Here is a 26,019-nt window from a genome sequence, read left to right as displayed (position 1 = left end):
GTATTACCGCGGCTGCTGGCACGGAGTTAGCCGATCCTTATTCGTAGAGTACCGTCAGCTTCTTACACGTAAGAAGGTTTCTTCCTCTATAAAAGCAGTTTACAACCCATAGGGCAGTCTTCCTGCACGCGGCATGGCTGGATCAGAGTTGCCTCCATTGTCCAATATTCCTCACTGCTGCCTCCCGTAGGAGTCTGGTCCGTGTCTCAGTACCAGTGTGGGGGATCTCCCTCTCAGGACCCCTACCTATCGATGCCTTGGTAAGCCGTTACCTTACCAACAAACTAATAGGACGCATACTCATCTATTACCACCGTAGTTTTAATTATTAAATGATGCCATTCAATAATACTATGGGGGATTAATCCAAATTTCTTCGGGCTATACCCCAGTAATAGGTAGATTGTATACGCGTTACGCACCCGTGCGCCACTCGTCAGCCAGAGCAAGCTCTGCTGTTACCGTTCGACTTGCATGTGTTAGGCCTGCCGCTAGCGTTCATCCTGAGCCAGGATCAAACTCTTCATCGTTGTTTTTTAAATATATTTACAATACTTAATTTTCAACTCGGAATTATCGTTTACTCTAATTTAATAAAGTAAGACTCAAAATTTAAAAATTAGCTATTTAGCCTTAATTCGTTTTTTACTGTCAATCAATACTTCAATGAACTCTTTTACCTCCACCCTTTTAAAAGCTTCCGTGTTGTCGAAAATAAAGGATTCGAACCTTCAACTCTATCGCGCCATCCCGGCTTTTCTTGTCATAATTTTTTGAGAACTTTAACGCTTTCTGCATTTGCGGGTGCAAATGTAAAACTTATTTTTAATTCAACAAATAAAAATTAAAGTTTTTTCATTTTTTTTTTATTTTTCAGCCTCACAAGATACAAACTTTATCTCCAAAACTCAAAAATCCCAACCCTTCTCAATGAACTTAGCTTCTTTCTGAAAGCGGACGCAAATGTAAAACCTTTTTATTTACTAGCAAGTAAAAAATGAAGTTTTTTTAATTTATTTTTTCAGCTTCTTTTAAGTAATCCATACTCTCCCAAACCGCCATAAACTCAACTCCAGTCTAACTTTACAATGAACATCGCTCCCTCTCAAAGCGGCTGCAAATATACGTCTGTTTTTCTCTCATAAACAAACTTTTCTTCAACTTTATTTAAAGTTTTTTTAATAATGCAACTCAAACACCAAACGAACAGTTAGTTAGATCAGAAAATTATTTTGAGAATTACAGAAAGAAATCCCAAACTATACCAAAACGAATCGCAAAATCGCGATAAGGCTGCAATGGAGCTACGAAATTATATTAGTTAGTTAATGACAAAATGGGGGATTTTATAATTTTAATTGTTATAGTAAAATAAAATACTATATTCGTCTATACACTTAAACCGTTAGAATGATTAAAGCTTACTCTCTACTAATAGTCCTCCTATTAGTAAAATTTTCTGCGTTTGGACAATGCGCCGGTCAAGATACTACGATTACTATTTGCAATTATGCCGATACTAATAATCAAAATTTTAATTTGTTTAATGCTTTAAGCGGAAGTCCTGATAGTGGCGGTACTTGGACAGACAATAGTAATCTAGGTGTTTTTACGAATGATAGTCAAGATGAGATTAATATCTGGCAAATTAACCAAAGTGGTGTTTTCACTTATACTTATTCTATTAGTAATAGTAATTGCACAGATACATCTTCAACCTTAACACTTATAATAGGAGGTTATGCCGGTGAGGATAATTTTAGTGCGAATGCTTGTGAAAACGATATCAGTGTAAATTTATTTCAGTTTATAAGTAGTAATCCCAATCCTCATCTAAATGGAACTTGGGTAGATGTAAGTAATACGGGAGCTTTAACTAACAATATTTATGATGCAACGGTACAAGGTGTAGGCACTTACACTTTTACTTATAATGTACCATCGCAAAATACGTGTGCAATGAGTACAGTTACTGTTGAATTAACGGTACACCCACTCCCTACTCCGGCAGGAGTTGTCGAGTATGAAGTTTGTGGTTTAGACGAAATAGCGAATCATACTAATGTAGATTTAAACAGTTACATTTCGGCTTCTTCTTCTAATGGTTATTGGAGTGATAATAATGGAACAAATGAAATTAACGGAACCACCGATACAATTATAGACATCCAAAATATCTTTAATAATTTTGGTTACGGTGTTTATAGCTTCAGTAGAACTGCAATTCCTGACCATCCTATTTGTGAATTCCAAACTTTTACGGTAATCATTCAAATTAGAAGACAATTAGATTTTTCTGATGCCGTATTAGAGGTCGAATCAATTTGCGAGAATGATGTTAGTGGTTTCCCTATTCAAGCAACTATAAACGGACTTCCTAATTTAAACGATCTACCAAGTAACATTTTTAATATTACTTACGATGTTAACGGACCGGTAAGTTTAAGCGGAATTACCACACAAATCTCCTTAAATGATCCGGAAAATTTTAGCCTTCCGAACACCTTTGCTCCAACTCCCGGAATATATACGATCGAAGTAACCGACTTTGAAATTTTTAGTGATCCTAATAATATTATATGTCAACTTCTTTATGACCTGGAAGAAACTTTTGAAATCTATCCCATTTTTGAAGACGATATCGTCATTGATATTCCAGATATTTGTTTAGGTGAAGATCTTCTTATCGATTTTGATATTGAAAATAGCAACTTAAATGAAGACCTAATTATAGACTACAATATTTCTGGAGCGAATAATTTTACCGCAACCAATGTCACATTAAATTTTTTAAGTGGATCATCTTCACTTCAAATTCCAGGGAATTTACTTCCTAATTCAGGAACAAATGAATTAGAAATCACAAAAATTACGACCATCAATGGATGTGTAACTACTCCTACCGATCTTAATTTTGAATTTGAAATTTTTGAAAACCCAGACCCTTTCGTGATCATAGCAATGGAAAATATATGTTTGGGAGACGATGCGATTGCTGCCTTAAGTAATCTTACCGGAATTGATCAATTAGAAATCGACTACTCTTTAACCGGAGCTAATATTGCAAACAATCAAATTGAAACCATAACTGTAAACAATGCAAATGGTGAATTGTTATTACCTTCAAGCTTACTCAATAATTCTGGAGTAACTACTTTAACCATTCACGAACTTACCAATGCAGAAACAGGATGTTCCACAGTTACAAATGTCGATTTTACTTTTGAAGTTTTTCCGCTACCCGATGCGCCAGACACTCCGGCTTTGCAAGAGTTTTGTGAAGTCGATGCAGCACAGGTATCAGACTTAACTCCTAATCTTCCGAACATATTTTGGTACGATTCAGAAAATAGTGAAATACCACTATCAGCCGATACACTTCTTACCAATGGAACTTATTGGGTAGCGCAAATTGACACCAATGGTTGTTACTCTTTAAAAACACCGGTTAGTGTTCTTATTAATCAAGTTCCTGTGGCTACACTAATTCCTGACGGAGATCAATTTTGTGGTGCAGACGAACCTACTCTTTTAGATTTAAGTGCAAATACTCAGCAATACAATCAATACCAACTCAATTGGTATGACCAAAATGGGAATTTATTAGCAAACGACACGCCACTTTCTGAAACAGCAACTTATTATGCTTACACCTACGATTCGGTTATCAATTGTGAAGCGATCGATGCCTTAGAAGTTAACGTTTCACTCACCGCTTGCGACGGAAATTACGACTTTTTTATTCCAGATGCTTTTTCTCCTAATAACGACGGAATAAATGATGTGTTTCGCATTCCCGATATCGAATATATTTATCCCGATTATACTTTCGAAATTTATAATCGATATGGCAAACTTTTATATGAAGGCGATATTAATCGCCCTCATTGGAATGGTGAAGCAGAAAGCGATTTAGTTCTAGCTGATGGTTTGGTGCCTAACGGAGTCTATTTTTATATCGTCAACTTCAACAAAAACAATATTGCTCCGCAACAAGGAAGATTATATCTAAATAGATAATTAAAAAATTATAGATGAAAATAAAATTACTTACGCTTATCGCTTTTGTGAGTTGCCTCAACCTATTTGCTCAACAAGATCCTGAGTTTACTCATTATATGTATAACCAAAAAATCATTAATCCGGGTTATGTAAACGACACACCCGAGACGTTACATTTTGGTGCTTTTTTTCGCAAACAATGGGTCGATGTGATCGGTAACCCAACAACATACTCTTTCTTTTCTCATTTACCTTTAAGCAGTAAACTAGAAGCAGGAGTTTCTTTTGTAAATGATGAAATTGGCGAAGACGCGCTTAAAGAAAATAATGTTACCGCAGATCTGGCATACATTTTAAAAATTTCAGAAAAAACAAAAATCTCTTTAGGTCTTAAAGCCGGAGCTACATTTTTAAATACAGATTTTTCAAGATTTAGACTAGAAAGTGGCGATGCAAGCACAGATCCTGCGTACAGTCAAAACATCAATGAAATCTACCCAACTTTAGGAGCCGGAGCATTTTTATTTACCAATAACTATTATTTAGGTTTATCGACTCCCAATTTTTTACAGAGTAAACATTTAAACGATGCTAATGGTATTCAAAGTATTGGTGGCGAAGAAATTCATCTATATTTAACCGGTGGTTATGTATTTAAAGTTTCACAAAGTCTAAAAGTGAAGCCTTCCTTTTTATTAAGAACTGTTGCCGGTTCTTCTGCGATGGTCGATCTTTCTGCTAACGTTTTATACCTAAATAGATTTGAAGCCGGAGTTTCTTATCGCTACGACGACTCTATAAGTGCTTTAATGAGTATTGGTATTACGACCAACCTTAAATTTGGGTATGCCTACGATTATACCACTACCAACTTAGGAAATTACACCAGCGGAACCCACGAGATTTTCCTTCTTTATAATTTAGACTTGTTTAAAGGTCACAACAAATCGCCTCGTTTCTTTTAAATCTTTATGATGAAAAAACTCTTACTATACTTCTTATTGATCATTTTTAGCTTGCCAACATTTCAAGCGAACGCGCAAGATTTTTCTATTCAACAGGCCGATAAATATTTTGAAAGAACCTATTATTCTAAAGCTATTCCTTTATATGAAGAAGCGATCACTCGAAAATCTGAAGCCAATTCAATAAGAAATTTGGCAAATGCTTACTTCTATACGTTCGATTTTAAAAATGCTGAAAAGTGGTTTCGGTTTTTGCTGAAGAATAGTAAAGAATTAATGGATGATGCGCATATTTTTAAATACTACCAAAGCTTAAAAGCCCAAAAGAAATATGAATTGGCCGATACTGTTTTTCAAAATCATTTGCTTGAAGCTTCAGAAAAAAATAATTACCTACAATCCTTAGTTTATTTGGAAAATGTTGAAGCCATTGGCGAACGCTACACCTTAAAAAATTTACCGTTAAATACTGAGAAGTCTGAATTTTTCAGCGGAGTTTATCAGGATCAAGTTTTAATTTCTTCTACCAAAGAACAAAAAGGGCTTTTTGCTAAAATTTATTATTGGAACAATCTTCCTTATTTAAACCTTTACAGCATTCCTTCCGATAGTTTAGAAACAGAGAATTCAAAACTTTTTGCGGAAGAATTAACAACCAAACTTCATGAGAGCAACGCAGTTTTCACCAAAGACGGAAAGACGGTTTTTTTCACCCGAAATAATTATTTAGATGGTAAAAAGGAGAAAGACACCGCAAAAGTTACGCAACTTCAAATTTACAGCGCTCAATTAGAAAATGAAAAGTGGACCAACATTACCTTGCTTCCTTTCAACAATAAAAATTATTCTTGTGAGCATCCCGCATTAAGCAACGATGGCAAAACACTTTATTTTGCATCAAACAAACCCGGCGGTTTTGGTGGTTTCGATATTTATCAAGTAAATACGAGCGATTTTACTTCACCACAAAACTTAGGAAAGCTTATCAATACGCCTAAAAAAGAACAATTCCCTTTTATTGATGCTGAAGGAAATCTTTATTTTTCTTCAAACGGTCATCCCGGTTTTGGTTTACTCGATGTATTTATCGCCAAACCTACTGCAAACGGATTTCAAAAACCAGACAATGTTGGTTTACCTTTAAATTCGAGTTACGACGATTTTGCTTTTTATATGGATCCAAAAACCAAAGACGGTTTCTTTTCTTCTAACCGACCTTCAGGAAAAGGAAGTGACGATATTTATCAAATTCACGAAACTAAGCCTTTAATTATCGAAGATTGTTACCAGTTTTTAAAAGGAAAAGTTTTTGATAAAACCACTCAAGAACTACTCACCAATGCTAAAGTTGTTTTGTTTGAAAATGAAATCGCCATCGATAGTTTAACCACTGATGCTACAGGAGCTTTTTCTTTTAAAATAAATTGTAGTTCTTCATTTCAAGTTATAGCCACCAAAAAAAAGTACACCAAAGATGAAAAATCTTTCAATACTTCTTCACAACGTAAAAAAGAAAATCTTGCCGAACTTTATTTGCTAAGCGAAAAAGCAATTGCTGAACGTAAACAACAAGAATTAGATCGTGAAAAAGAGCGTTTACAACAGCAAAAAATTGAACAAGAAAAAGCTCAACAAGAAAAAGTAAAACAAATTATTAATAACGAACCGAGTATTGTTACCAAAAACGACAAGACTTTTATAGAAACAGAACCTATTTATTTTGATTACGATTTATGGTATATAAGAAAAGAATCTCGTAAAACACTTAACAAAGTAATTGCGCTTCTCCAAAAATATCCAAAAATGAAAATTGAAATTGGAACGCATACCGATATTCGAGGAAATAACAACTATAACTTAGAGCTTTCGCAAAAAAGATCTGATGCTGTGATGGAATATTTTAATGAAAACGGAATTAACCTCGAAAGACTCAAAGCGGTAGGTTATGGCGAAACGCAACCTATTATTCATTGTGAAACAGAAGATTCTTGCACCGAAGAACAGCACGAAATTAACAGAAGGTGTGAATTTGTAATTAAAAGCTTTAATTAGAAATTACTGCCACTTTTCAACAGCTTTCAAAAAGTCAATTTCAATAGCGGGTTCTTGCTTATTTAATTGATCTTTTTGAAAGTTTCTGCGCAGAATATGTTCAATTAAATAATCTTCTTCGACTTCTTCGGGATGAAATTCTTCTTTTAAAGAAATATTAAAAAGACTTGCTGTCGTGTTATACCAAAAGGCACGCCAACCACTTTTAAGATCTTTTACAATATCAAAAGTTGTGGTGCCTGTTTGGCGATACATTAATTTCACTAAAATTTGCCCTTCAGTTTTCGTAAGCTTTTTTAGCTCTTCGGTAAATTCATCTTCAATATAATTCTGAACGATTTTAGTATATTTCTTTCGCTTCGATTTCGATTCAATTTTATTTAAACGTTCATTAAGTTCTGTTAAACGTTCAGAAGCCATGACCGCATATGGCCAAACGTGTCTGGTTTTTTTCTGAAGAATTAAATACCTTCTACGTTCGTAACGACTTTTAAACTTATAAGGTCCTACCAAAAATACCTCATCAAGATCGATGGTTTCCATCACCTTATCATCAATAACCATAAATTGCTTATGCTCGGTAGAATCTAAAGCAGAAGTGTCTTGCTCTTTCTTTAGTTCTTTTGGCTTCACGCTTGTTTTGCTATTCACCAACTGGTGACGAACTTGAGCTTGTGCAAATCCGGTTACTAAAATTAGTAGTATGAATAAATTTTTCTTCAAAGTCAGTAATTCAACTATTCAATATATATGAATCTAAAATCATTCCAAAATTAATCATTATTAATTAAATGAATAAGAATTCTTATTTTCGTGGAAAATTACAAATAAATAATATGTCAAAAAATAGTATCCTAAACGAAAAATCACTTCAGTTTTTAGAAACTTACTTGAATAATGCGGCTCCAACCGGTTACGAAAGTGAAGGTCAAAAACTTTGGATGGATTACCTAAAACCTTACGTAGACGAATTTATTACCGACACTTACGGTACAGCAGTTGGAGTAATTAATCCGGACGCTAAATTTAAAGTAGTTATCGAAGGTCACGCCGATGAAATTTCTTGGTACGTAAATTACATTACCGATAATGGTTTAATTCACGTGATTAGAAATGGTGGTAGCGACCATATGATCGCCGCTTCTAAGCGTGTAAATATTCATACCAAAAAAGGAATTGTAAAAGGAGTGTTTGGTTGGCCGGCAATACATACGCGAGATAAAAGTAACGAAGAACACCCAAAATTAGAGAACATCACTATCGATGTGGGTTGTACTTCTAAGGAAGAAGTTGAAAAATTAGGCGTTCACGTAGGTTGTGTGATCACTTACCCTGATGAATTTTTTGTGCTGAATGAAAACAAATTTGTTTGTCGCGCTTTAGATAATCGAATGGGTGGTTTTATGATTGCTGAAGTTGCTCGTCTTTTAAAAGAAAATGGAAAGGAGTTAGATTTTGGACTTTATATTACCAATTCTGTACAAGAAGAAATTGGTTTACGCGGAGCAGAAATGATCACGCAACGCATTAAACCAGATGTAGCTATCGTGACCGATGTTTGCCACGATACCACTACTCCAATGATCGACAAGAAAAAAGAAGGAGAAACTAAAATTGGCGACGGTCCTGTAATTAGCTACGCCCCGGCGGTACAAAACAACCTACGAGAGCTGATCATCGAGACGGCAGAGAAAAACTCGATTCCGTTTCAGCGTTTGGCAGCAAGCAGAATGACAGGAACAGATACCGATGCTTTTGCGTATAGCAATGGTGGTGTTGCTTCTTCACTAATTTCGCTTCCGTTACGTTATATGCATACCACGGTAGAAATGGTGCATCGCGACGATGTTGAAAATGTAATTAAATTAATTTACGAAAGTTTACTTCAGATTAAAAATGGAGAAACGTTTAGTTATTTCGAATAAAATTTTTCTGTTGAAAATCAATCAAAAGCCTCTTTTTATGAAGAGGCTTTTTTTTATGGAATAGAATAAAAATTATCACTTCAGCATAGAAAATTAATTCAACAAAGCTTTAAAAACTCTTAATTAGTACGTTTTTATTAAAACCTTCACTTTTTATTATGCATCTCTCACGGCATTCTTAGCTAAATTTATAGGTGATTTCTAAATGACCTATGAACCTAACTACTGAAAAAATACAGCAAATAACGCAGCAACCGGAAGAGTTTGCGGCCTTAGCCAATCTTGTTTACATTCAAGATCATCACCTTACCATTAATCGCCACAAACACGGTCGCGGTTTTTATTATACCGACAAGAAAAAGAAAAAAATTACCGATAAAACTTCTTTAGAACGAATTAAAAAATTAGTAATTCCGCCGGCTTGGAAAGAAGTTCGCATTACGCATTTAGAAAACGGACATCTACAGGTTGTCGGTAGAGATACCAAAGACAGAAAAGTATATCGCTATCACGATTTGTGGTCTAAGTTTAAAAACCAGACGAAATTTTTTAAAATGGCTTCGTTTGGTGAAAAACTACCCGAAATTAGAAAACAAGTCGATAAAGATCTAGAATTAGAAGGGATGCCGAAACAAAAGGTTTTGGCGTTAGTTGTTAGGTTAATGGAAGAAACTCATATTCGAATTGGTAACCATTATTACGCGAAAAAAAATCAAACTTACGGACTTTCAACCTTGCGTTCTCGTCACGTAAACGTAGGCGAAGATATTCTCACTTTTAATTTTATTGGTAAAAAAGGAAAAGAACATCATATAGAAGTAACCGATCAAGATTTAATTGAATTGGTAAATGAATGTGAAGAAATTCCCGGATGGGAACTTTTTAAATATTACGATGAAAACGGAAATAAAGATTGCATCGACAGCGGAATGATTAACGAATACATTCAAAATATTTGTGGAGAATTTTATTCCGCTAAAGATTTTAGAACCTGGGCGGCTACAAAAATTTACTTTGAAGCGCTCCGCGATCTGGGTTATGTAGAAGAAGAAAAACAACAAGACAAAAATATTATTGCAGCGCTCGATGAAGCAGCAGATGCTTTAGGAAATACCAGAAGTGTTTGCAGAAGTTATTATGTACATCCTGTAGTGACAGAATATTACCAAAACGGGAAAATACAGGAGTATTTTGATAAAGTAGATAAAAAATCTGTCGGAAAATCTTCTGAAACTTTTTCTCATACTGAAAAAGTGATCTTAGAGCTGATGGAAAATTTTAAAATTAACCTAAAAGAACAAAACTCATGAAAAATCTAGTATTAATTCTCACCATTGCTTTTAGCAGTTTGTTAACTGCACAGGAAGCTTTACAACCTGTACCTTTACAAGAAACTGAAAAAATAGTAAATTCTGGTTACGTCGTAGTGGTAACTACCGATCCTAATTTAGCAAAAACTCAAGAACAATACGATATTTTTGAAAACGGCAGAAAGTATTTTGCTGAACGAAATATTCAGCCTTATCTCGTTACTCCACAAAGTGTACAATCTTTTTTTAAAGAGAAAACTGAACGTTTTATGAAATTTGGTGATTATCAAAAATTACAACAAGCAGATAGTGATTTTGTAGTAATTATCTTAGATAAAGATTTTAATAGAAAATATATTTCAGAAACTCCCATTACACCAATGCAAATTAGTGAAGTGATGGATTAATGAAACGCTAAATTTGTTATGAAAAATTTGATTATCTATTAATCTTAGTAGTTGGTGTTTTCGTCATTCCGGACTTGATCCGGAATCTCCTACCGCAATTAGATGAAAGTTTTGAATGAGACCTTGAATCAAGTTCAAGGTGACGCTTACAAATACAATAGATAATCAAAAATTTATAAATTGAATTTACTTATTCAAATAAGCTAACACATTATTCTGAATTCTGTTTTCAATATTATCGATCGCTGCTTTTTCAAAAGTTTCGCCGGTAATATTTTCGTATAACTCAATGTAGCGTTCAGAAATAGAATTGATGTATTCATCGGTCATTTCTGGTAATTGTTGTCCTTCTTTGCCTTGAAAACCTTTTGAAATTAACCATTGGCGAACAAATTCTTTAGAAAGTTGTTTCTGTGGTTCTTCTTTTTCTTGGCGTTCTTCATAACCTTCCGCATAAAAATAACGTGAAGAATCTGGTGTATGAATTTCGTCGATCAATACAATTTCTCCATTGGCATTTTTACCAAATTCATATTTGGTATCTACTAAAATTAAACCTTGTTTGGCTGCAATTTCTGTTCCGCGTTCAAAAAGTTTTCGTGTGTAATCTTCTAATACTTTATAATCTTCTTCAGAAACAATTCTACGTTTTAAGATGTCTTCTCTAGAGATATCTTCATCGTGATCTCCCATTTCTGCTTTGGTTGCCGGAGTAATGATCGGTTTCTCGAATTTATCGTTTTCTTTTAAACCTTCCGGTAAAGCAACACCACAAAGTTCTCTTTTACCTGCTTTATATTCTCTTGCTGCGTGACCGGCCATATAACCTCTAATCACCATTTCAACCTTAAAAGGTTCACATAATTGACCAACAGCTACATTGGGATCTGGAGTGGCTTCTAACCAATTAGGCACCAAATCTTCTGTTTCCTTCATCATTTTGGTAGCGATCTGGTTTAAAATTTGTCCTTTATAAGGTATTCCTTTTGGCATCACCACATCGAAAGCACTTAAACGATCGGTAGCGATCATGATCACGCGATTATCTTCTAAACGGTAAACTTCTCTTACTTTACCTTTATAAACGCTAGTTTGGTTGGGAAACTTATAATCTGTACTTGTAATCGTATTCATGAAATTATAATTATGAGGTCGTTATTCTCTATTTTCAATTGCGTTGTATGCAGAAATGATGCTTTTTACTAATCGGTGTCTAATTACATCTTTATCGTCTAGATAAATAATATCAACACCTTTTACAGTTTTTAATACCAACAATGCTTCTTTTAATCCTGAAATAATACGCCTTGGTAAGTCGATCTGACCGGGATCGCCGGTAATCATAAATTTAGCGCTTCTTCCCATTCGGGTTAAGAACATTTTCATTTGCGCGTGCGTGGTGTTTTGTGCTTCATCTAAAATCACAAAAGCATTATCTAAAGTTCTACCGCGCATAAAAGCCATAGGTGCAATTTGGATAACTCCTTTTTCGATAAAAGAATCTAATTTTTCGTGCGGAATCATATCTCGCAATGCATCATAAAGTGGCTGCATATACGGATCAAGCTTTTCTTTTAGATCGCCCGGTAAGAAACCTAAATTCTCTCCGGCTTCTACTGCAGGACGCGTTAAAATAATTCGCTTTACTTGCTTTTCTTTTAAGGCTTTTACAGCCAAAGCAACACCGGTATAAGTTTTACCGGTTCCAGCAGGGCCAACAGCAAAAACCATATCGTTTTTCTTTACGGCTTCTACAATTTTACGCTGGTTAGCGGTTTGTGCTTTAATAAGCTTCCCTCCTACACCGTGAACTAAAACTTCGCTACTTTCAAAAGAAGTTTCGTAATCTTCTTTCTTTTCGCTGGTTAAAACACGTTCAATTGAATTTTCATCAAGTTTATTGTATTTGCTAAAATGCTCCATAAGCATCGTAAAGCGTTTATCAAACTCTTCGAGTCGTTCTTCATCTCCAAAAACTTTTACTTGGTTACCACGGGCAACCAATTTTAACTTCGGAAAATATTTTTTAAGTAACTCGATGTTAGCGTTTTGCTGCCCAAAAAATTCGCGTGGGCTAATTTCAGAAAGTTCAATGATAAGTTCGTTCAAAAGCAGGTATGTTTATTAGTGTTTTATCTTTAAATTCGCACAACACAAATTTAAGTAAAAAAAAGAGTTTAACCGCTTAAACATATTAACAGTTTTATAAATGCCAATCATCACTTTAACTACAGATTTTGGACTTAAAGATCCCTCTACCGGCGCGGTAAAAGGAGCTATTTTAAGTGAACTCGATTCGGTGAATATTGTTGATATCTCTCATCAAGTGGCACCGTTTCATATTACCGAAGCGGCATATATTATTAAAAATACCTATAGCAGTTTTCCTAAAGGAACCATACATATTGTGGGTGTTGATTCTGAAATTACTCCGGAAAACAAACATATTGCCTTACAACTAGACGATCACTTTTTTATTTGCGCCAATAATGGGATTATGTCTTTAATTGCTTCAGAAATAAAACCGCAAAAAATTGTTGAAATAAATATTCACGATGCCGTTGAAACCAACTTTCCTGTGCTCGATATTTTTGTGAAAGTGGCTTGCCATATTGCTCGCGGCGGAACGTTGGAAGTAATTGGTAAAAATATTCCTGAAATTAAACAACTAAAAGACTTTACGCCTTTTATAAATCAAGATCAAAAACAGATCATTGGTCACGTGATGTATATCGATAATTACGGTAATGTAGTTACGAACATTTCTAGAAAGATATTTGAAAGTGTTGGTAAAGGCAGGAAATTTAAAATTTCGGCAAGATCGGTTAGTTTTTCTAAAATTCACGAAAGCTACAGCCACGCCATTAATTTTGATAAACCTAAAGAATCACGCGAAGAAGACGGTAAAAAATTAGCCATTTTTAATGCGTCGAATTATATCGAATTGGCAATTTATAAAAGTAATCCAAGTACAGTAGGAAGTGCTTCTACGCTATTCGGCTTAAAATTAAATGATACTATTAATATAAAATTTGAAGATCTCAATGCTGGTTAGAATTGTAAAAATGACATTTAAAGAAGAAGAAATCGAAAACTTTAAACATCTTTTCGATGAAAAAAAGAGCTTGATACGCGGCGTGGATGGTTGTCAGTTTTTAGAATTATACCAAGATCAACAAAATAAATCTATCTTTTTTACGTATAGCTATTGGGAGAATGACGAAGCTTTACAAAATTATAGACATTCTGAATTATTTAAAGAAGTTTGGGCCAACACCAAAGTAAAATTTGATGCTAAACCCGAAGCTTGGAGTGTAAATAAATTAGTAAGTCTTCCCTAAATTTAATTATGAAAGCAATATTACTTAAAGAAATAAACTCCTTTTTTTCTTCAACGATCGGCTATTTGGTGATCGGTATTTTTTTACTGATCAATGGCTTGTTTTTGTGGGTATTTCAGGGAGATTTTAATATTCTCGATTTTGGTTTTGCCAGTTTAACTCCATTCTTTCAAATTGCTCCGTGGATCTTTATTTTTCTTATTCCGGCAATTACGATGCGAAGCTTTTCCGAAGAAATTAAACAAGGTACGTTGGAGCTTTTACTTACCAAACCGATCACGCTTAATCAATTGGTAAGCGGCAAATATTTAGGGACATTTTTACTGGTTGTTTTAGCTTTACTCCCAACCTTACTATATGTTTTTACAATTTCTGAATTAGGAACAACCTCAGGAAATTTTGATAATGGCGCCATTATCGGCTCGTATATTGGGCTTTTATTTTTAGGCGGCGTTTACACTGCGATCGGGATATTTTGCTCAACACTTTCAAGCAATCAAATTGTAGCCTTTATTTTAGGCGTAATTATTTGTTTTCTTTCATTTTACGGAGTTGAAGGTTTATCGAACATCGATCTTTTTGGTTCAGAAATTTATGCGTTAGAATATTTAGGCATTAGCTACCATTATAAAAGTATAAGTCGCGGCGTGATCGATACGCGTGATCTAATTTATTTTGCAAGCTTTATTTTATTATTTCTGTTTTTAGCAAAGTTGAATTTAAAACGCTATTTCTCATGAAAAAGAACAACAAACCTTATGTTTCTTTAGCCATAGTGATAGGAGTTTTAATTTTGATTAACCTTATTGCGGCTAATTTTTATAAACGATTCGATCTTACCGAAAATGATCGTTACACCCTTTCTGAAGCTTCTAAAGAAATATTGCTGAATGTAAATGAAACTATCGTTGTTGATGTTTTCTTGAAAGGTGAATTTCCTTCAGAATTTAAGCGCCTTCAAAACGAAACGCGTTATTTATTGGAAGAATATGAAGCTTTCAACCCGAATATAAAATTCAACTTTATTAATCCGTTAGAAGAGAATCGCGATGCACAAGAAATTGCAACCGATTTTTACAATGCGGGAATGACGCCCGAAAATTTAAATATTACTGAAAACGGTAAAGTGACCGAAAGTTTACTTTTCCCTTGGGCAGTTGCTCATTTTCAAGACCGTCGCGTAAAAATTCATCTGTTAAAAAAGAAAATTGGCGATAGTAATGAAGATATCGTGAACAGCTCGGTGCAACAATTAGAATATGCGTTTTCAGATGGGTTTAATAAACTTATCAATCAGCGTTCTAAAAAAGTGGCGATTATGCGTGGCAATGGAGAATTAGCCGATGCTTATATTGCCGACTTTGTAAAGTCGATTCGCGATTACTATTACATTGCGCCTTTTACGTTAGATTCTGTCGCTGCAAATCCTCAAAAAACACTTCAGCAACTTAATGATTACGATTTAATTGTTGAAGCAAAACCTACCGAAGCTTATACCGAACAAGAAAAATTAGTACTCGACCAGTACACGATGAACGGTGGAAAATCGTTGTGGTTACTCGAAAATGTAAAAGCAGAAAAAGATAGTTTATTTACCAATGAAGAAAATAAATTATTGGCATTTTACAACGACTTGAACTTGACTGATTTTTTCTTTCAGTATGGCGCACGTGTTAATCCAGAAATTGTGAACGATGTATATTCTGCACCGATCGTTTTAGCCAGAGGTTCTGGAGAAAATACGCAATTTAATCCGTACCCTTGGTTTTACGAGCCTATGGCAACTTCAACTAACAATCACCCGATCGTGAATAATATTGAAGCGGTAAAGTTTAATTTTGCCAACCCGATCGATACGTTGAAGAACGATATAAAGAAAACTATTTTATTACAGAGTTCTAAGTTTTCAAAATTAGAGGGCGTTCCTACGCAAATAAGTTTGCAAGAACTTATTCAAGAAAAACCAGATCGATCGACGTATACTGCAGGCGCGCAAAACTTAGCGGTTTTATTAGAAGGTGAATTTACTTCGGTTTACAAAAATAGAATTCAGCCTTTTCAAGTAAATAATTACAAAGAAACTTCAGCAGAAAATAAAATTTTATTGGTTTCTGATGGCGATGTGATCAAGAATTCAACAAGAAATGGGCAACCACAAGCTTTAGGTTACGACCCAATGACGGCAACTACTTATGGGAACAAAGAGTTTTTAGTAAATGCGGTAAATTATTTACTCGACGACAAGGGACTTTTAAAAATTAGAAGTAAAGAAGTAAAACTTGCTTTCTTAAATACCAATCGAGTGGCTGCAGAGCGTTTGCAGTGGCAATTGGTGAATATTGCTCTACCTTTAGTAATTTTAGGGGTTTTCGGCTTTATTTTCACTTGGTACCGCAAGAAAAAGTATATCAAGTAAGCGTTTTCAACAATTCTTTGCAGTTCGTTAATTCAAAGAAAAACTTAAACACAAGGTTTACAGTCAACTAGTGTTTTTCTCAAAATTTGATTGCTGTTAATAAAAATGTTTGAAGATTCGTTTAAAAATTCAGTTATTAAAATATATTTGTATTTCATTGAACATTTTATCAAATAATTCTCATGAAATTTATAGTTTCTAGTTCATATTTATTAAAGCAACTTCAGATTCTTGGAGGTGTTATTAATAACAGTAACACTTTACCAATCTTAGATAACTTTCTATTTGAACTTCATCAAGATAAATTAAAAGTTTCGGCTTCAGATTTAGAAACCACTATGTCTGCAGAATTAGATGTAGAGTCTGATTCTGAAGGAAGCATCGCCGTGCCAGCAAAATTATTGCTAGATACGCTAAAAACCTTCCCAGAGCAACCTTTAACTTTTGTTGTTGAAGATAATCATACGATCGAGTTAAGTTCTAGCTACGGTAAATATGCGTTGGCTTATGCTAACGGAGAAGAATTCCCGAATGCGGTTGAATTAGACGAACCTAGCAAAACTGTAGTTCCTGCAGACATTTTGGCGACTGCGGTAAGCAAAACTATTTTTGCTAGCGGAAACGATGATTTAAGACCTGTAATGAGCGGAGTTTTCTTTCAGTTCTCTACAGAAGGCTTAACTTTTGTAGCGACCGATGCCCATAAATTGGTAAAATATTCTCGTGAAGATGTTTCTGCTGAAGAAACTGCTGAATTTATTATGCCTAAAAAACCTTTAAATCTTTTAAAAGGAATTTTAGCCAACAGCGATAGCGATGTATTAATTGAATACAATGAATCTAACGCTAAATTTACCTTCGACGATACACAATTAGTTTGTAGATTGATCGACGGTAAATATCCAAACTACGAAGCGGTGATCCCAAAAGAAAATCCGAACGTACTTACGATTGACAGAACACAATTTTTAAACTCTGTAAAAAGGGTTTCTATATTCTCAAATAAAACTACACATCAGGTAAAACTTAAAATTGCCGGAGCAGAATTAAATATTTCTGCAGAAGATGTAGATTATAGCAATAAAGCAGAAGAGCGTTTAACTTGTGACTACCAAGGCGACGATATGCAAATTGGTTTCAACTCTCGTTTTTTAACCGAAATGTTGAATAATCTTAACGCAAACGACGTACAGTTAGAAATGAGTTTACCAAATCGTGCCGGTATTTTAACTCCAAAAGACGGTTTAGACGATGGTGAAAAAGTAACGATGCTCGTTATGCCGGTAATGCTTAACAACTAATTTTAGTTAACCACTAAAACTTAAATTTTGAACCCTCGCTAACCACGAGGGTTTATTTTTTTTATCTTTATACGTATGTTTCAAAAAATTGAAAGCACCAACTTCCCCCCTACACAAACCCTATTGGTTTGGGATGGTAAATGTGGCTTTTGTAAATTTTGGATCACCCGCTGGCAACAACAAACACAAGGCAAAATTAAGTTTGTCACCTATCAAGAAGCTGCCGAAAACTTTAAAGACATTCCGCTTAAAGAATTTAAAAAATCAAGCAAAGTTATAGAACCCGACGGTCGCGTTTATAATGGTCCAGATTCTGCATATCGGAGTCTTTATATTGCAGGAAATAAAAAATGGCACCGTTGGTATAAAACCTACAAACTCTTCACCTACATTAGCGATCACGGTTATAATCACATCGCTAAAAATAGAAGTTTCTATTTTAAAATTACCAAAGCTTTTCTAGGATCCAATCCTAAAAAATTTCAGCCTTATTGGGTATTTTACCTTTTAATTTAATAAGCATTATTATTTATTTTTCAGTTAAATGAAAAACAACTACTGGCTTTACATCGTTGCGGCGCTCATTGCTATTATCGGATTGGTAACCGGTAAATTTTTATTTCTGCTTTTTGTACTTCCACTAGGATTATTTTCTGCTAAGAAAAAATAAACACAGCTCGTTAAACTTATATTAAACCAAGACCTATTTCTTGGGGATGAGCGCTTTTCATAGTAATTTACTATCAAAAATTAAATAACCATGAAAGATTACGGAACATTATCTGAAGCGATCAATAAATTGAAACTAGAAGAAGGTTACAAATACGACTTCAATCTAATTGATGAATATCTAGAATTAAAGTCTGAAAAAGAAAAATATACCGCCGACGAATTTGAAGTCGATAAAGTATTACGTTTTGAAGGGATGAGCAATCCCGATGATAATTCTATTCTTTATGCCATCACTACTTCTAACGGAAGAAAAGGAGTTTTAACCGATGGTTATGGAGTATCTGGCGGACAGGTTTCGCAAACTATTCTAGATAAATTACACAGAGAAACGCGCCCATAGTTTACTGCCGTTAAACTTATATTAAAAAACGAGAGCTAAATTGGCTGAAGCTCTAAACTATTGTATTTTTGTATTGAAATTAAAATAATAATAAATATAAACTATGGAATACTTAAATTTAGATAGAGAAAAAATCACTTTAACTGTAGAAGAGTTAAATATTTTATTAGCAGACTATCATTTATATTATCAAAAACTTAGAAACTTTCACTGGAATATAATCGGAAAAAGTTTCTTTGATCTTCACGAAAAATTTGAAGAAATGTATGATGATGCAGTTTTAAAAATAGATGAAATTGCAGAACGTGTGTTAACGCTAAGATTTCAACCTACAAGTAACTATTCAGATTACTTAAAAATGTCTAATTTATCTGAGTCTAAATCTGAATTTACAGACTGCGAAATGGTAAAAATCTTACTAGAAGACCACGGTAAAATTTTAACGCAAATGCGTAAAGTAGTTAAAATTGCAGACGATGCTAATGATGAAGGCACCATTGATTTAATTGGTGCTTACATTAGAGAATTAGAAAAAACAAGTTGGATGTTAGATGCTTGGGTAATGAAAACTCAACAAACTCACGAAGAAATTAAGTAACGATAGTTAATGAAGAAAAAAGATAATTTTGATTTATCTGAAGCCATCGGCGGGATTTATAATAAACTCGCCGATTGGCTTGATTCTATTATATTAAATTTACCGAATTTTATTTTAGCGGTACTCGTATTTATAGTATTTATTTTTATAGCTAAATACGTTTCAAAAATATTAAATAGACTCCTTCTTAGAAGAAAAATTCAGCATTCCGTAAGAGATATATCGATCAGGATTTTAAAACTGGTTATTATTTCTTTCGGTTTTTTTATTGCCTTAGGTTTACTCAATCTCGATAAACTTCTCACCTCTATTTTGGCCGGTGCCGGAGTTGTTGGTTTGGCAATTGGTTTAGCTTTACAAGGTACGTTGAGCAATACTGTTTCTGGTGTGATCTTAAGCTTTTTACCAGAAATACAAATTGGCGATTGGGTAGAAACAAATGGTTATGCGGGTGAAGTTTTAGAAGTTAACCTTAGAAATATAGTAATTAAGCAAAATGATAATAATCACGTGGTGATCCCGAACACGAAAATTGTTGAAGATGCTTTTAAAAATTTCAGTAGAACCAAAAGGTCTCGCGTGATGCTTACTTGTGGCGTAGGTTATGAAAGTGATCTCGAAAAAGTACAAGAAATTACTGTTGAAGCTATTTCTAAAATTTTTAAACAAAAGGGAAATGAGCAAATAGAATTTGCTTACGAAGGTTTTGGCGATAGTTCAATCAATTACGTGATTAGATTTTGGACAGATTGTACCAAACAAAGAGATATTTTGTTTGCGAAACACAAAGCCATTCTTGCCATAAAAAAAGCATACAACGAACACGATATTAATATCCCGTTCCCTATAAGAACTTTAGATTTTGGTAAAAATAAATTTAGATCAGAAACTATACACATTAGTTCTAAAGATTAAATAACTATACAAAAGTCCTCACTTTGAGGACTTTTTTAATCTTAATAATATGCTTAAAACTATATTTCGTGTATTAGCTATCATAGCTGTTCTATTAACCGTTTTCCCATTTCTTGCAGCAGATGCTTGGTATATTAGAATGTTTGATTACCCTCACGTTCAACTTACATTTCTTACACTTTTTATATTGCTCATCTATTTTTTCAAGTTCGAATATAAAAACTGGAAGGATAATATATTTCTTTCAGCCTTAACGATCTGTTTGGTCGTTCAAGCCATAAAAATTTATCCTTACACGCCTTTTGCTCCTTTAGAAGTTAATGCTTCAACTCAAAAAGACGAAGGCCTTAAAATGTACATTGCCAATGTGCTTCAGAAAAATAAAGAATATGAAAAAGTTATTCAGCAAATAAAAGACCACAAACCAGATTTGATCCTACTTACAGAAACCGATCAAAAATGGGTCAAAAAAATAAATGCTGAATTCTCTAAGAATTACAAATACAAAGTTGAAGTTCCATTACCCAATACTTACGGGATGTTACTTTACACCAAATATCCGTTGGAGAATCAGCAAGTAAATTATTTAATTGAAGATAGCATTCCTTCTATTAATGCTCAATTAAATTTTCACGATCAACTTATAGATTTACATTCCATTCATCCCAAACCTCCTATGCCACAACACGCAAAAACATCGGATAATCGTGATGCAGAAATGATGCTGGTAGCTAAAAAAGTGCTAAAGAAAGAAAAGTTACCGGCTTTGGTAATGGGCGATTTTAATGATGTGGCTTGGTCTACTACGACGACTTTATTTCAAGAAGTTAGCAAACTATTAGATGTTCGTAAAGGGCGAGGATTTTTTAATACCTACGATGCAAATAGTTATGTAATGCGTTGGCCATTAGATCACGTTTTTGTTTCTGAAGAATTTAGAGTTCAACAAATTGAATTACTTGAAAATAATGGTTCAGACCACTTACCTATCTTTTTAGAATTGACTTATGAACCGGAGCATAAAGAAAGTCAGCAACAAGAAAATCCATCTTCCGAAGAAATGGAAGACGCCAATCAGCAAATGGATTAACTATCATCAACAATCTTAAAATATTAAAAAGTGTTAAGCTTTGCTAAGCTCTTCTTAAATAACATTTCATAAAGAAATACCCCACTTTATTATAGCTAAGTTTGATCGAATTAATTAAACATGCTATGAGAAAAAGATTACGATTGCAAAATTTTTACTTGATTCTAGCCTTTCTAATTTCTATTGTTAGTCTAGATAGTTATGCGCAAAACACACTTGCATTTCAAAGTTTTGAAGGTTCAGGTACTTGGAATTATTCGCCCAACCCGGCTAGTTATAACACCGGTACCTCTTCAGATGAAGATATATGGGGAATAGTTAGTAGTTTATCATCAATAACTGCTACAGATGGAACAAATTTTTGGGGAATGCAAGATTTAGAAAACTCTAACGGTGGAGGCGCGTTTTACCATATGCTTACTTTCCAAAGTATTAATATTGAAGGGTACTCTAACGTACAATTATCATTTGACTACAATGTAATTGAATATGATTCTACAAATGGTGATGACATTAGATATGTAATTGTAATAGATGGTACAGATGCTGTAACTACTTCATTAACCAATGACGGCTCTGGATCAATCAATTATGATGTAAGCTCGAACTATCCTAATGCAGAATCTGTTGGATTAAGAATCGAAGCTAAACAAAATGGTGCTAATGATTTTGCAGGAGTAGATAATTTTTCTATTGAAGCTACTACATTAAATACGAATGATCTAACTTCTACAGTGAATGCGCCAAGTGCTCAAATTGCAGGAAGTACAGTAGATGCGAATAATGTAAATAGTGAATTAAATGCTGTAGATGTATTCGCTTTCGAAATACAAGATAATGGCGATGGTGATAATCTATCAACTTTAGTTACACAAATGAGATTTACTCCAGGTAACAGCAATACATTATTTTGGGGGAATGACATTCAAGGGATTACCTTAAGAGATGAAAGCAACACTTACATTTATCCCGACAATGTTATTATTGAAAATTCTGAGCTGATTTTAGAATTTGATACTCCAATAGCAATCCCAGATAATGACCTAAGAGAATTTACCTTAGGTTTCTACATTAATAATACAGGTATCACCGATAATGATGTTATTCAGGTAGAAATTGACTCTACAAGTTACGGATTTAATGCAGATATTTCTGGTTCTGGTTTTGATGCTCCTTATACCTCTTCTAACATCACCGGAAACTTAATTAATATTAATGTTGAAGCAACTCAGCTACAATTTTTACAACAACCAACCGATGTTAATGTAAATAACGCTATAGATCCTGCTGTTCAAATTGCATTTACAGATATTAACGGAAATGTAGATTCTACCTACACCGATGAGTCTGGAACTGTAAACCTTACGACCAATGGTTCTTTTGAAACGAATGCTATAATTTCGGTAAATGCTAACAATGGTATTGCTACTTTTGATAATTTAATTTTTGATACAGAACAAAATGATGTTGTGTTAACTGCAACTCACGCAGATGGGAATATTTCAGGTACTTACAATTCAAATATCTTTAATGTAACAGCTGCTCCAGAAATTATTGCAATACAAGATTTCGATACTACTACTCCAGAATGGGTTTTTACAGCAGATGTAAATTATTTTAGTAATACAAATAGTTATTTTGGACCTATTGATGGTAGTGCTGCTACCGGAGTTAATAATCCAGATTTTAACGGAAATATTTTTTATGAGCAGGATTTACAGAATGATGACGGAGGTATAGCAGGTTTTGCAAATATTACGTTTGATGAAATTTTATTAGAAAATTACGATAATGTGCAATTTAGCTTTGATTATGATATTGTTGGATATAATGCGAATAACGATGATGCAAAATATGAGTTATTTTATGATGGCGTAGGTCAAGGAGAAGTGTTTTTATTAGATGGTGGTGTTGATCCTCAAAATGCTCAAGGTTTAGTTTCTGTGAATATACCAGACAGTGTAGATGAAGTTTATTTAGTACTATCGATTAGAAATAATGGCCAAAACGGTTACTCAGGATTTGACAACTTTATTTTAGCGGGTAACCCAGATACTCCTCAGAGCTTTGTGTTCGAAGATGGCTTATGGACTCCAGAAAACCCACAAGGAATTTCAGAATCTGACGATGATATTACCATTGTTAATGGTAACGTGATTTTTAATGGAGAAGTTAGTGTTAATAACCTTACAGTAAATACTAATGCTGCTGTAGAATTTCAAGATGTGTTGAATTTATATGGAGATATAAATAACAATGGCGATTTTACTTTTGTAAGTATTTCAGAAACACAAACAGGTATTCTTAACGAAGTTTCAGCAACTAGTACAATTACTGGAGATATTACGGTTGAAAGATTTATTCCTGAAGGCAGAAGAGCTTTTAGATTTTTAACAAGCGCTGTAACCACTTCAACCTCTATCAACGAGAATTGGCAAGAAGGAGTTAACAACACTGGTTTAGAAATTTCTGATAATCAAGATCCAAATCCTGGTTACGGTATTCATATCACAGGATCTGAAACTGGAGCTAATGGTCTTGATGCAACACCAACAGGAAATCCTTCATTATTTACTTTCGACAATGTTACGCAAACTTGGTCGGCGATCAATAATACCAATTCAAACACTTTAACAGCAGGTGAAGCTTATCGTGTTTATGTAAGAGGTGACCGTGGGATAGATGTAACTAATAACGAAGCTCCTAGTCCTGCTACTATTATCAGAGCTACGGGTGAATTAGCTACAGGAACTATTACTCAAAATGGTTTAAGTAGTATTGAAGGTTCTTTCAATTTTATAGGAAATCCTTATCAAGCTCCGGTAGATATGTTTGCCGTACTAAATAATTCTAATAATGTAAACACGAATTTATATTATACTTGGGATCCAGATTTAAGTGACTATGGAGCTTATGTGATGATTGAAGATGATGGAACTGTAACTCCATCAGACGGAGCTACAGGTACTGCAGATGCTAATACATACTTACAGCCTGGTCAAGCGGCTTTCGTCATTACTTCTTCTGAAAACACTTCTACTTCTTTAATTTTTGAAGAATCTTTTAAAGGTGCTAAGAGTGACTTAACGACTGTATTTAGAGCTGCAAACACTAACGATATTGAGATTGTAGGTAATTTGTATACTCAAGATAACTTTACAAATTCAGGTATTATAAGTGATGGATTTAGAATTAGATTTTCAGAAGATTATTCAAATAATATTAATGCTTACGATGGTGTAAAACCTTTTAATATAGATGAAAATTTTGGAGTTATAAGTGATTCAGAATTATTAATTGTTGAAGAAAGAGAACTACCTTTTAATGATGAAGAAATTCAGTTATTCAATAATAATTACCGAAATGAAAATTATATTCTTTCTTTAAATGTTGAAGAGTTTGAAGGTCTAAACGTATATCTAAAAGATAATTTCACACAAGAATTAACTTTATTAGAAACCGGCGTAAACCATATTCCTTTTTCGGTAAATGCAGATGATGAAAGTTCTCAGGAATACCGAATGGCATTAGTATTTAGCAATGAAGAAAACTTAGGAACTCAAATCACAGAAGAAAATTCTTTAGTAATGTATCCTAACCCGATTAAAAATGAAAGTCTACATATAAGACTAACACAAAATTTCGCCTACGAAGACTTAAAAATCAAGGTGACTAATATGATGGGACAACAAGTTTACACCTCTGAAATTAATGCATCAGGACTTCGTCAAATTCAAATTAACGAAGCAAATACCTGGGAAAGTGGTGTTTACATGATCTCTTTAGATAACGGTAAGAATACTATTACTAAAAAGATTATTAAACAGTAAAATTTTAAATAGTATATTTAACTAAAAGCCTTGCTCAAATAAGCAAGGCTTTTTTATTCCCAATCTTGTTGTTCTAACTCAAAAATATCTTCTACTCTAACCTTAAAAATATAAGCTAACTTTAAGGCAAGAACGATACTCAAGTTATAGCGCCCTTTTTCAATGGCGTTTATGGTTTGGCGACTTACTCCTACTCTTTCTGCCAGATCGGCTTGTGTAAAATCGTTTTTAGCTCTCTCGACTTTTAAACTAGTTTTCATAAGCTTCAAATTTAGAAGATTTAGCTAACACCCAGTAAAATCTGATAATAAACAACAATAAGATCGTAATCATATTGGCGACCAATACATAGAAAAAACTTAACCAGTAAATAAATAAAATTGAAAAAATTAAAACTCCGTAATTAATATAGGTTGCCCATAACAAAGAATCTAGCCGTAGTTTCGAAATAAATTCATCTTCATTTTTATGTTTCGAAAATGCAATACATAAACCACCTATGATAAGCAAAAGCTCAACAATTTCATCAAAGATATTGTTCTCTATAAACTTAAAATAAGTTGTCGTTTCTGTCTCTCCTAGCTGAATTACTTTTGCGGCTAATGCAAAAACTTCGGTATTTAAAAAATCAGGTTCTTCTGTTCGTGTAATTAAAGCAAAACCAAGTAAAAATAGTCCCAGTAAAAATAGAACCCAACCCACAAATTTTAATCGATACGGTAAAAGAAATTTAGTTATCATAATTCTGGATTATTAAAAGTTCATTTCAAATGTAAACAAAATTATATTAAATGT

At 33.8% G+C, this 26,019-nt stretch carries 23 protein-coding genes and 1 rRNA gene; 18 read left to right on the top strand and 6 right to left on the bottom strand.

Features of this window, described 5'->3' with window-relative positions:
- Nucleotides 1-530: ribosomal RNA gene (locus G551_RS0115105) — 16S ribosomal RNA — on the bottom strand; the annotation flags it as partial.
- An 880-nt stretch (nucleotides 531-1,410) separates the two neighbouring features.
- On the opposite strand from G551_RS0115105, the gene G551_RS0115100 reads away from it, so the two are divergent.
- Genes G551_RS0115100 through G551_RS0115090 form a run of 3 tightly spaced genes read left to right on the top strand, consistent with a single transcriptional unit; the run spans nucleotide 1,411 to nucleotide 7,019 of the window.
- Entirely contained in the window at nucleotides 1,411-4,020 is a 2,610-nt protein-coding gene (locus G551_RS0115100; RefSeq protein WP_027886343.1) for a gliding motility-associated C-terminal domain-containing protein, read from the top strand.
- A 14-nt stretch (nucleotides 4,021-4,034) separates the two neighbouring features.
- Nucleotides 4,035-4,967, top strand: a complete 933-nt coding sequence (locus tag G551_RS0115095; RefSeq protein WP_027886342.1) for a PorP/SprF family type IX secretion system membrane protein — start codon at nucleotides 4,035-4,037, stop codon at nucleotides 4,965-4,967.
- A gap of 9 nt (nucleotides 4,968-4,976) precedes the next feature.
- Nucleotides 4,977-7,019, top strand: a complete 2,043-nt coding sequence (locus tag G551_RS0115090; RefSeq protein ID WP_027886341.1) for an OmpA family protein — start codon at nucleotides 4,977-4,979, stop codon at nucleotides 7,017-7,019.
- Nucleotides 7,020-7,022: 3 nt separating this feature from the next.
- On the opposite strand, the gene G551_RS0115085 is transcribed toward G551_RS0115090, so the two are convergent.
- A complete protein-coding gene (locus G551_RS0115085) occupies nucleotides 7,023-7,742 on the bottom strand; it encodes a DUF4294 domain-containing protein (protein WP_027886340.1) in 720 nt (239 codons plus the stop codon).
- Between the two features lie 113 nt (nucleotides 7,743-7,855).
- Between G551_RS0115085 and G551_RS0115080 the strand changes: the two genes are divergently transcribed.
- From G551_RS0115080 to G551_RS0115070, 3 genes are all read left to right on the top strand, one after another.
- Nucleotides 7,856-8,944 carry a M42 family metallopeptidase gene (locus G551_RS0115080; RefSeq protein WP_027886339.1) on the top strand — a complete coding sequence of 363 codons (1,089 nt, stop codon included), beginning with the start codon at nucleotides 7,856-7,858 and terminating at the stop codon, nucleotides 8,942-8,944.
- 212 nt (nucleotides 8,945-9,156) lie between these two features.
- Nucleotides 9,157-10,254 carry a DNA topoisomerase IB gene (locus G551_RS0115075; RefSeq protein ID WP_027886338.1) on the top strand — a complete coding sequence of 366 codons (1,098 nt, stop codon included), beginning with the start codon at nucleotides 9,157-9,159 and terminating at the stop codon, nucleotides 10,252-10,254.
- Nucleotides 10,251-10,661, top strand: a complete 411-nt coding sequence (locus G551_RS0115070; protein WP_027886337.1) for a DUF4174 domain-containing protein — start codon at nucleotides 10,251-10,253, stop codon at nucleotides 10,659-10,661. Before G551_RS0115075 ends, G551_RS0115070 begins: the two co-directional genes overlap by 4 nt.
- 186 nt (nucleotides 10,662-10,847) lie before the next feature.
- Here the strand turns inward: G551_RS0115070 and G551_RS0115065 are convergent, their stop codons facing one another.
- Both G551_RS0115065 and G551_RS0115060 read right to left on the bottom strand, forming a co-directional pair.
- Nucleotides 10,848-11,795: a phosphoribosylaminoimidazolesuccinocarboxamide synthase gene (locus G551_RS0115065; RefSeq protein ID WP_027886336.1), complete on the bottom strand. Its 948-nt coding sequence runs from the start codon at nucleotides 11,793-11,795 to the stop codon at nucleotides 10,848-10,850.
- 21 nt (nucleotides 11,796-11,816) lie between these two features.
- Nucleotides 11,817-12,770 carry a PhoH family protein gene (locus G551_RS0115060; protein ID WP_027886335.1) on the bottom strand — a complete coding sequence of 318 codons (954 nt, stop codon included), beginning with the start codon at nucleotides 12,768-12,770 and terminating at the stop codon, nucleotides 11,817-11,819.
- A 100-nt stretch (nucleotides 12,771-12,870) separates the two neighbouring features.
- Here G551_RS0115060 and G551_RS0115055 point away from each other — a divergent pair, with 100 nt between their 5' ends.
- The 12 genes from G551_RS0115055 (at nucleotide 12,871) to G551_RS0115000 (ending at nucleotide 25,224) form a co-directional block, all read left to right on the top strand.
- Nucleotides 12,871-13,716, top strand: coding sequence for an SAM hydrolase/SAM-dependent halogenase family protein (locus tag G551_RS0115055; RefSeq protein ID WP_027886334.1), 846 nt, complete (start codon nucleotides 12,871-12,873; stop codon nucleotides 13,714-13,716).
- Entirely contained in the window at nucleotides 13,706-14,002 is a 297-nt protein-coding gene (locus G551_RS0115050; protein ID WP_027886333.1) for a putative quinol monooxygenase, read from the top strand. The genes G551_RS0115055 and G551_RS0115050 overlap by 11 nt, the downstream gene beginning before the upstream one ends.
- Before the next feature lie 8 nt (nucleotides 14,003-14,010).
- Complete coding sequence (gldF, locus tag G551_RS0115045; RefSeq protein ID WP_027886332.1) at nucleotides 14,011-14,742, top strand: gliding motility-associated ABC transporter permease subunit GldF; 732 nt, start codon at nucleotides 14,011-14,013, stop codon at nucleotides 14,740-14,742.
- Nucleotides 14,739-16,418: a gliding motility-associated ABC transporter substrate-binding protein GldG gene (gene gldG / locus G551_RS0115040; RefSeq protein WP_027886331.1), complete on the top strand. Its 1,680-nt coding sequence runs from the start codon at nucleotides 14,739-14,741 to the stop codon at nucleotides 16,416-16,418. Before gldF ends, gldG begins: the two co-directional genes overlap by 4 nt.
- Before the next feature lie 182 nt (nucleotides 16,419-16,600).
- Nucleotides 16,601-17,719: a DNA polymerase III subunit beta gene (gene dnaN / locus G551_RS0115035; protein WP_027886330.1), complete on the top strand. Its 1,119-nt coding sequence runs from the start codon at nucleotides 16,601-16,603 to the stop codon at nucleotides 17,717-17,719.
- A gap of 75 nt (nucleotides 17,720-17,794) precedes the next feature.
- The gene (locus G551_RS0115030; protein WP_027886329.1) at nucleotides 17,795-18,235 is read left to right on the top strand and encodes a thiol-disulfide oxidoreductase DCC family protein; all 441 of its coding nucleotides are present in this window, start codon (nucleotides 17,795-17,797) and stop codon (nucleotides 18,233-18,235) included.
- 28 nt (nucleotides 18,236-18,263) lie between these two features.
- Nucleotides 18,264-18,389 carry a hypothetical protein gene (locus G551_RS16885; RefSeq protein ID WP_262492876.1) on the top strand — a complete coding sequence of 42 codons (126 nt, stop codon included), beginning with the start codon at nucleotides 18,264-18,266 and terminating at the stop codon, nucleotides 18,387-18,389.
- Nucleotides 18,390-18,479: 90 nt separating this feature from the next.
- On the top strand, nucleotides 18,480-18,791 hold the full coding sequence (locus tag G551_RS0115020) for a hypothetical protein (RefSeq protein ID WP_027886328.1): 312 nt from the start codon (nucleotides 18,480-18,482) through the stop codon (nucleotides 18,789-18,791).
- A 103-nt stretch (nucleotides 18,792-18,894) separates the two neighbouring features.
- Nucleotides 18,895-19,389, top strand: coding sequence for a Dps family protein (locus tag G551_RS0115015; RefSeq protein WP_027886327.1), 495 nt, complete (start codon nucleotides 18,895-18,897; stop codon nucleotides 19,387-19,389).
- 9 nt (nucleotides 19,390-19,398) lie between these two features.
- Nucleotides 19,399-20,304, top strand: a complete 906-nt coding sequence (locus tag G551_RS0115010; RefSeq protein WP_027886326.1) for a mechanosensitive ion channel family protein — start codon at nucleotides 19,399-19,401, stop codon at nucleotides 20,302-20,304.
- A 49-nt stretch (nucleotides 20,305-20,353) separates the two neighbouring features.
- Nucleotides 20,354-21,394 (top strand): endonuclease/exonuclease/phosphatase family protein, encoded by a 1,041-nt coding sequence (locus G551_RS16050; protein WP_036244061.1) that lies wholly within the window; start codon nucleotides 20,354-20,356, stop codon nucleotides 21,392-21,394.
- A gap of 125 nt (nucleotides 21,395-21,519) precedes the next feature.
- On the top strand, nucleotides 21,520-25,224 hold the full coding sequence (locus G551_RS0115000) for a T9SS type A sorting domain-containing protein (RefSeq protein ID WP_156876814.1): 3,705 nt from the start codon (nucleotides 21,520-21,522) through the stop codon (nucleotides 25,222-25,224).
- A gap of 53 nt (nucleotides 25,225-25,277) precedes the next feature.
- On the opposite strand, the gene G551_RS0114995 is transcribed toward G551_RS0115000, so the two are convergent.
- Together G551_RS0114995 and G551_RS0114990 are read right to left on the bottom strand one after the other, a co-directional pair.
- Nucleotides 25,278-25,484 (bottom strand): helix-turn-helix transcriptional regulator, encoded by a 207-nt coding sequence (locus tag G551_RS0114995; protein ID WP_027886324.1) that lies wholly within the window; start codon nucleotides 25,482-25,484, stop codon nucleotides 25,278-25,280.
- Nucleotides 25,474-25,965 carry a hypothetical protein gene (locus tag G551_RS0114990; protein WP_027886323.1) on the bottom strand — a complete coding sequence of 164 codons (492 nt, stop codon included), beginning with the start codon at nucleotides 25,963-25,965 and terminating at the stop codon, nucleotides 25,474-25,476. The genes G551_RS0114995 and G551_RS0114990 overlap by 11 nt, the downstream gene beginning before the upstream one ends.
- Between the last annotated feature and the right edge of the window lie 54 nt (nucleotides 25,966-26,019).

It is taken from the genome of Mesonia mobilis DSM 19841, from assembly GCF_000423405.1.
In the GTDB taxonomy this organism is placed as follows: Bacteria; Bacteroidota; Bacteroidia; order Flavobacteriales; family Flavobacteriaceae; genus Mesonia; species Mesonia mobilis.
The sequence above is the reverse complement of the archived record's forward strand: the minus strand, read 5'-3'. Positions and strand labels throughout refer to the sequence as shown.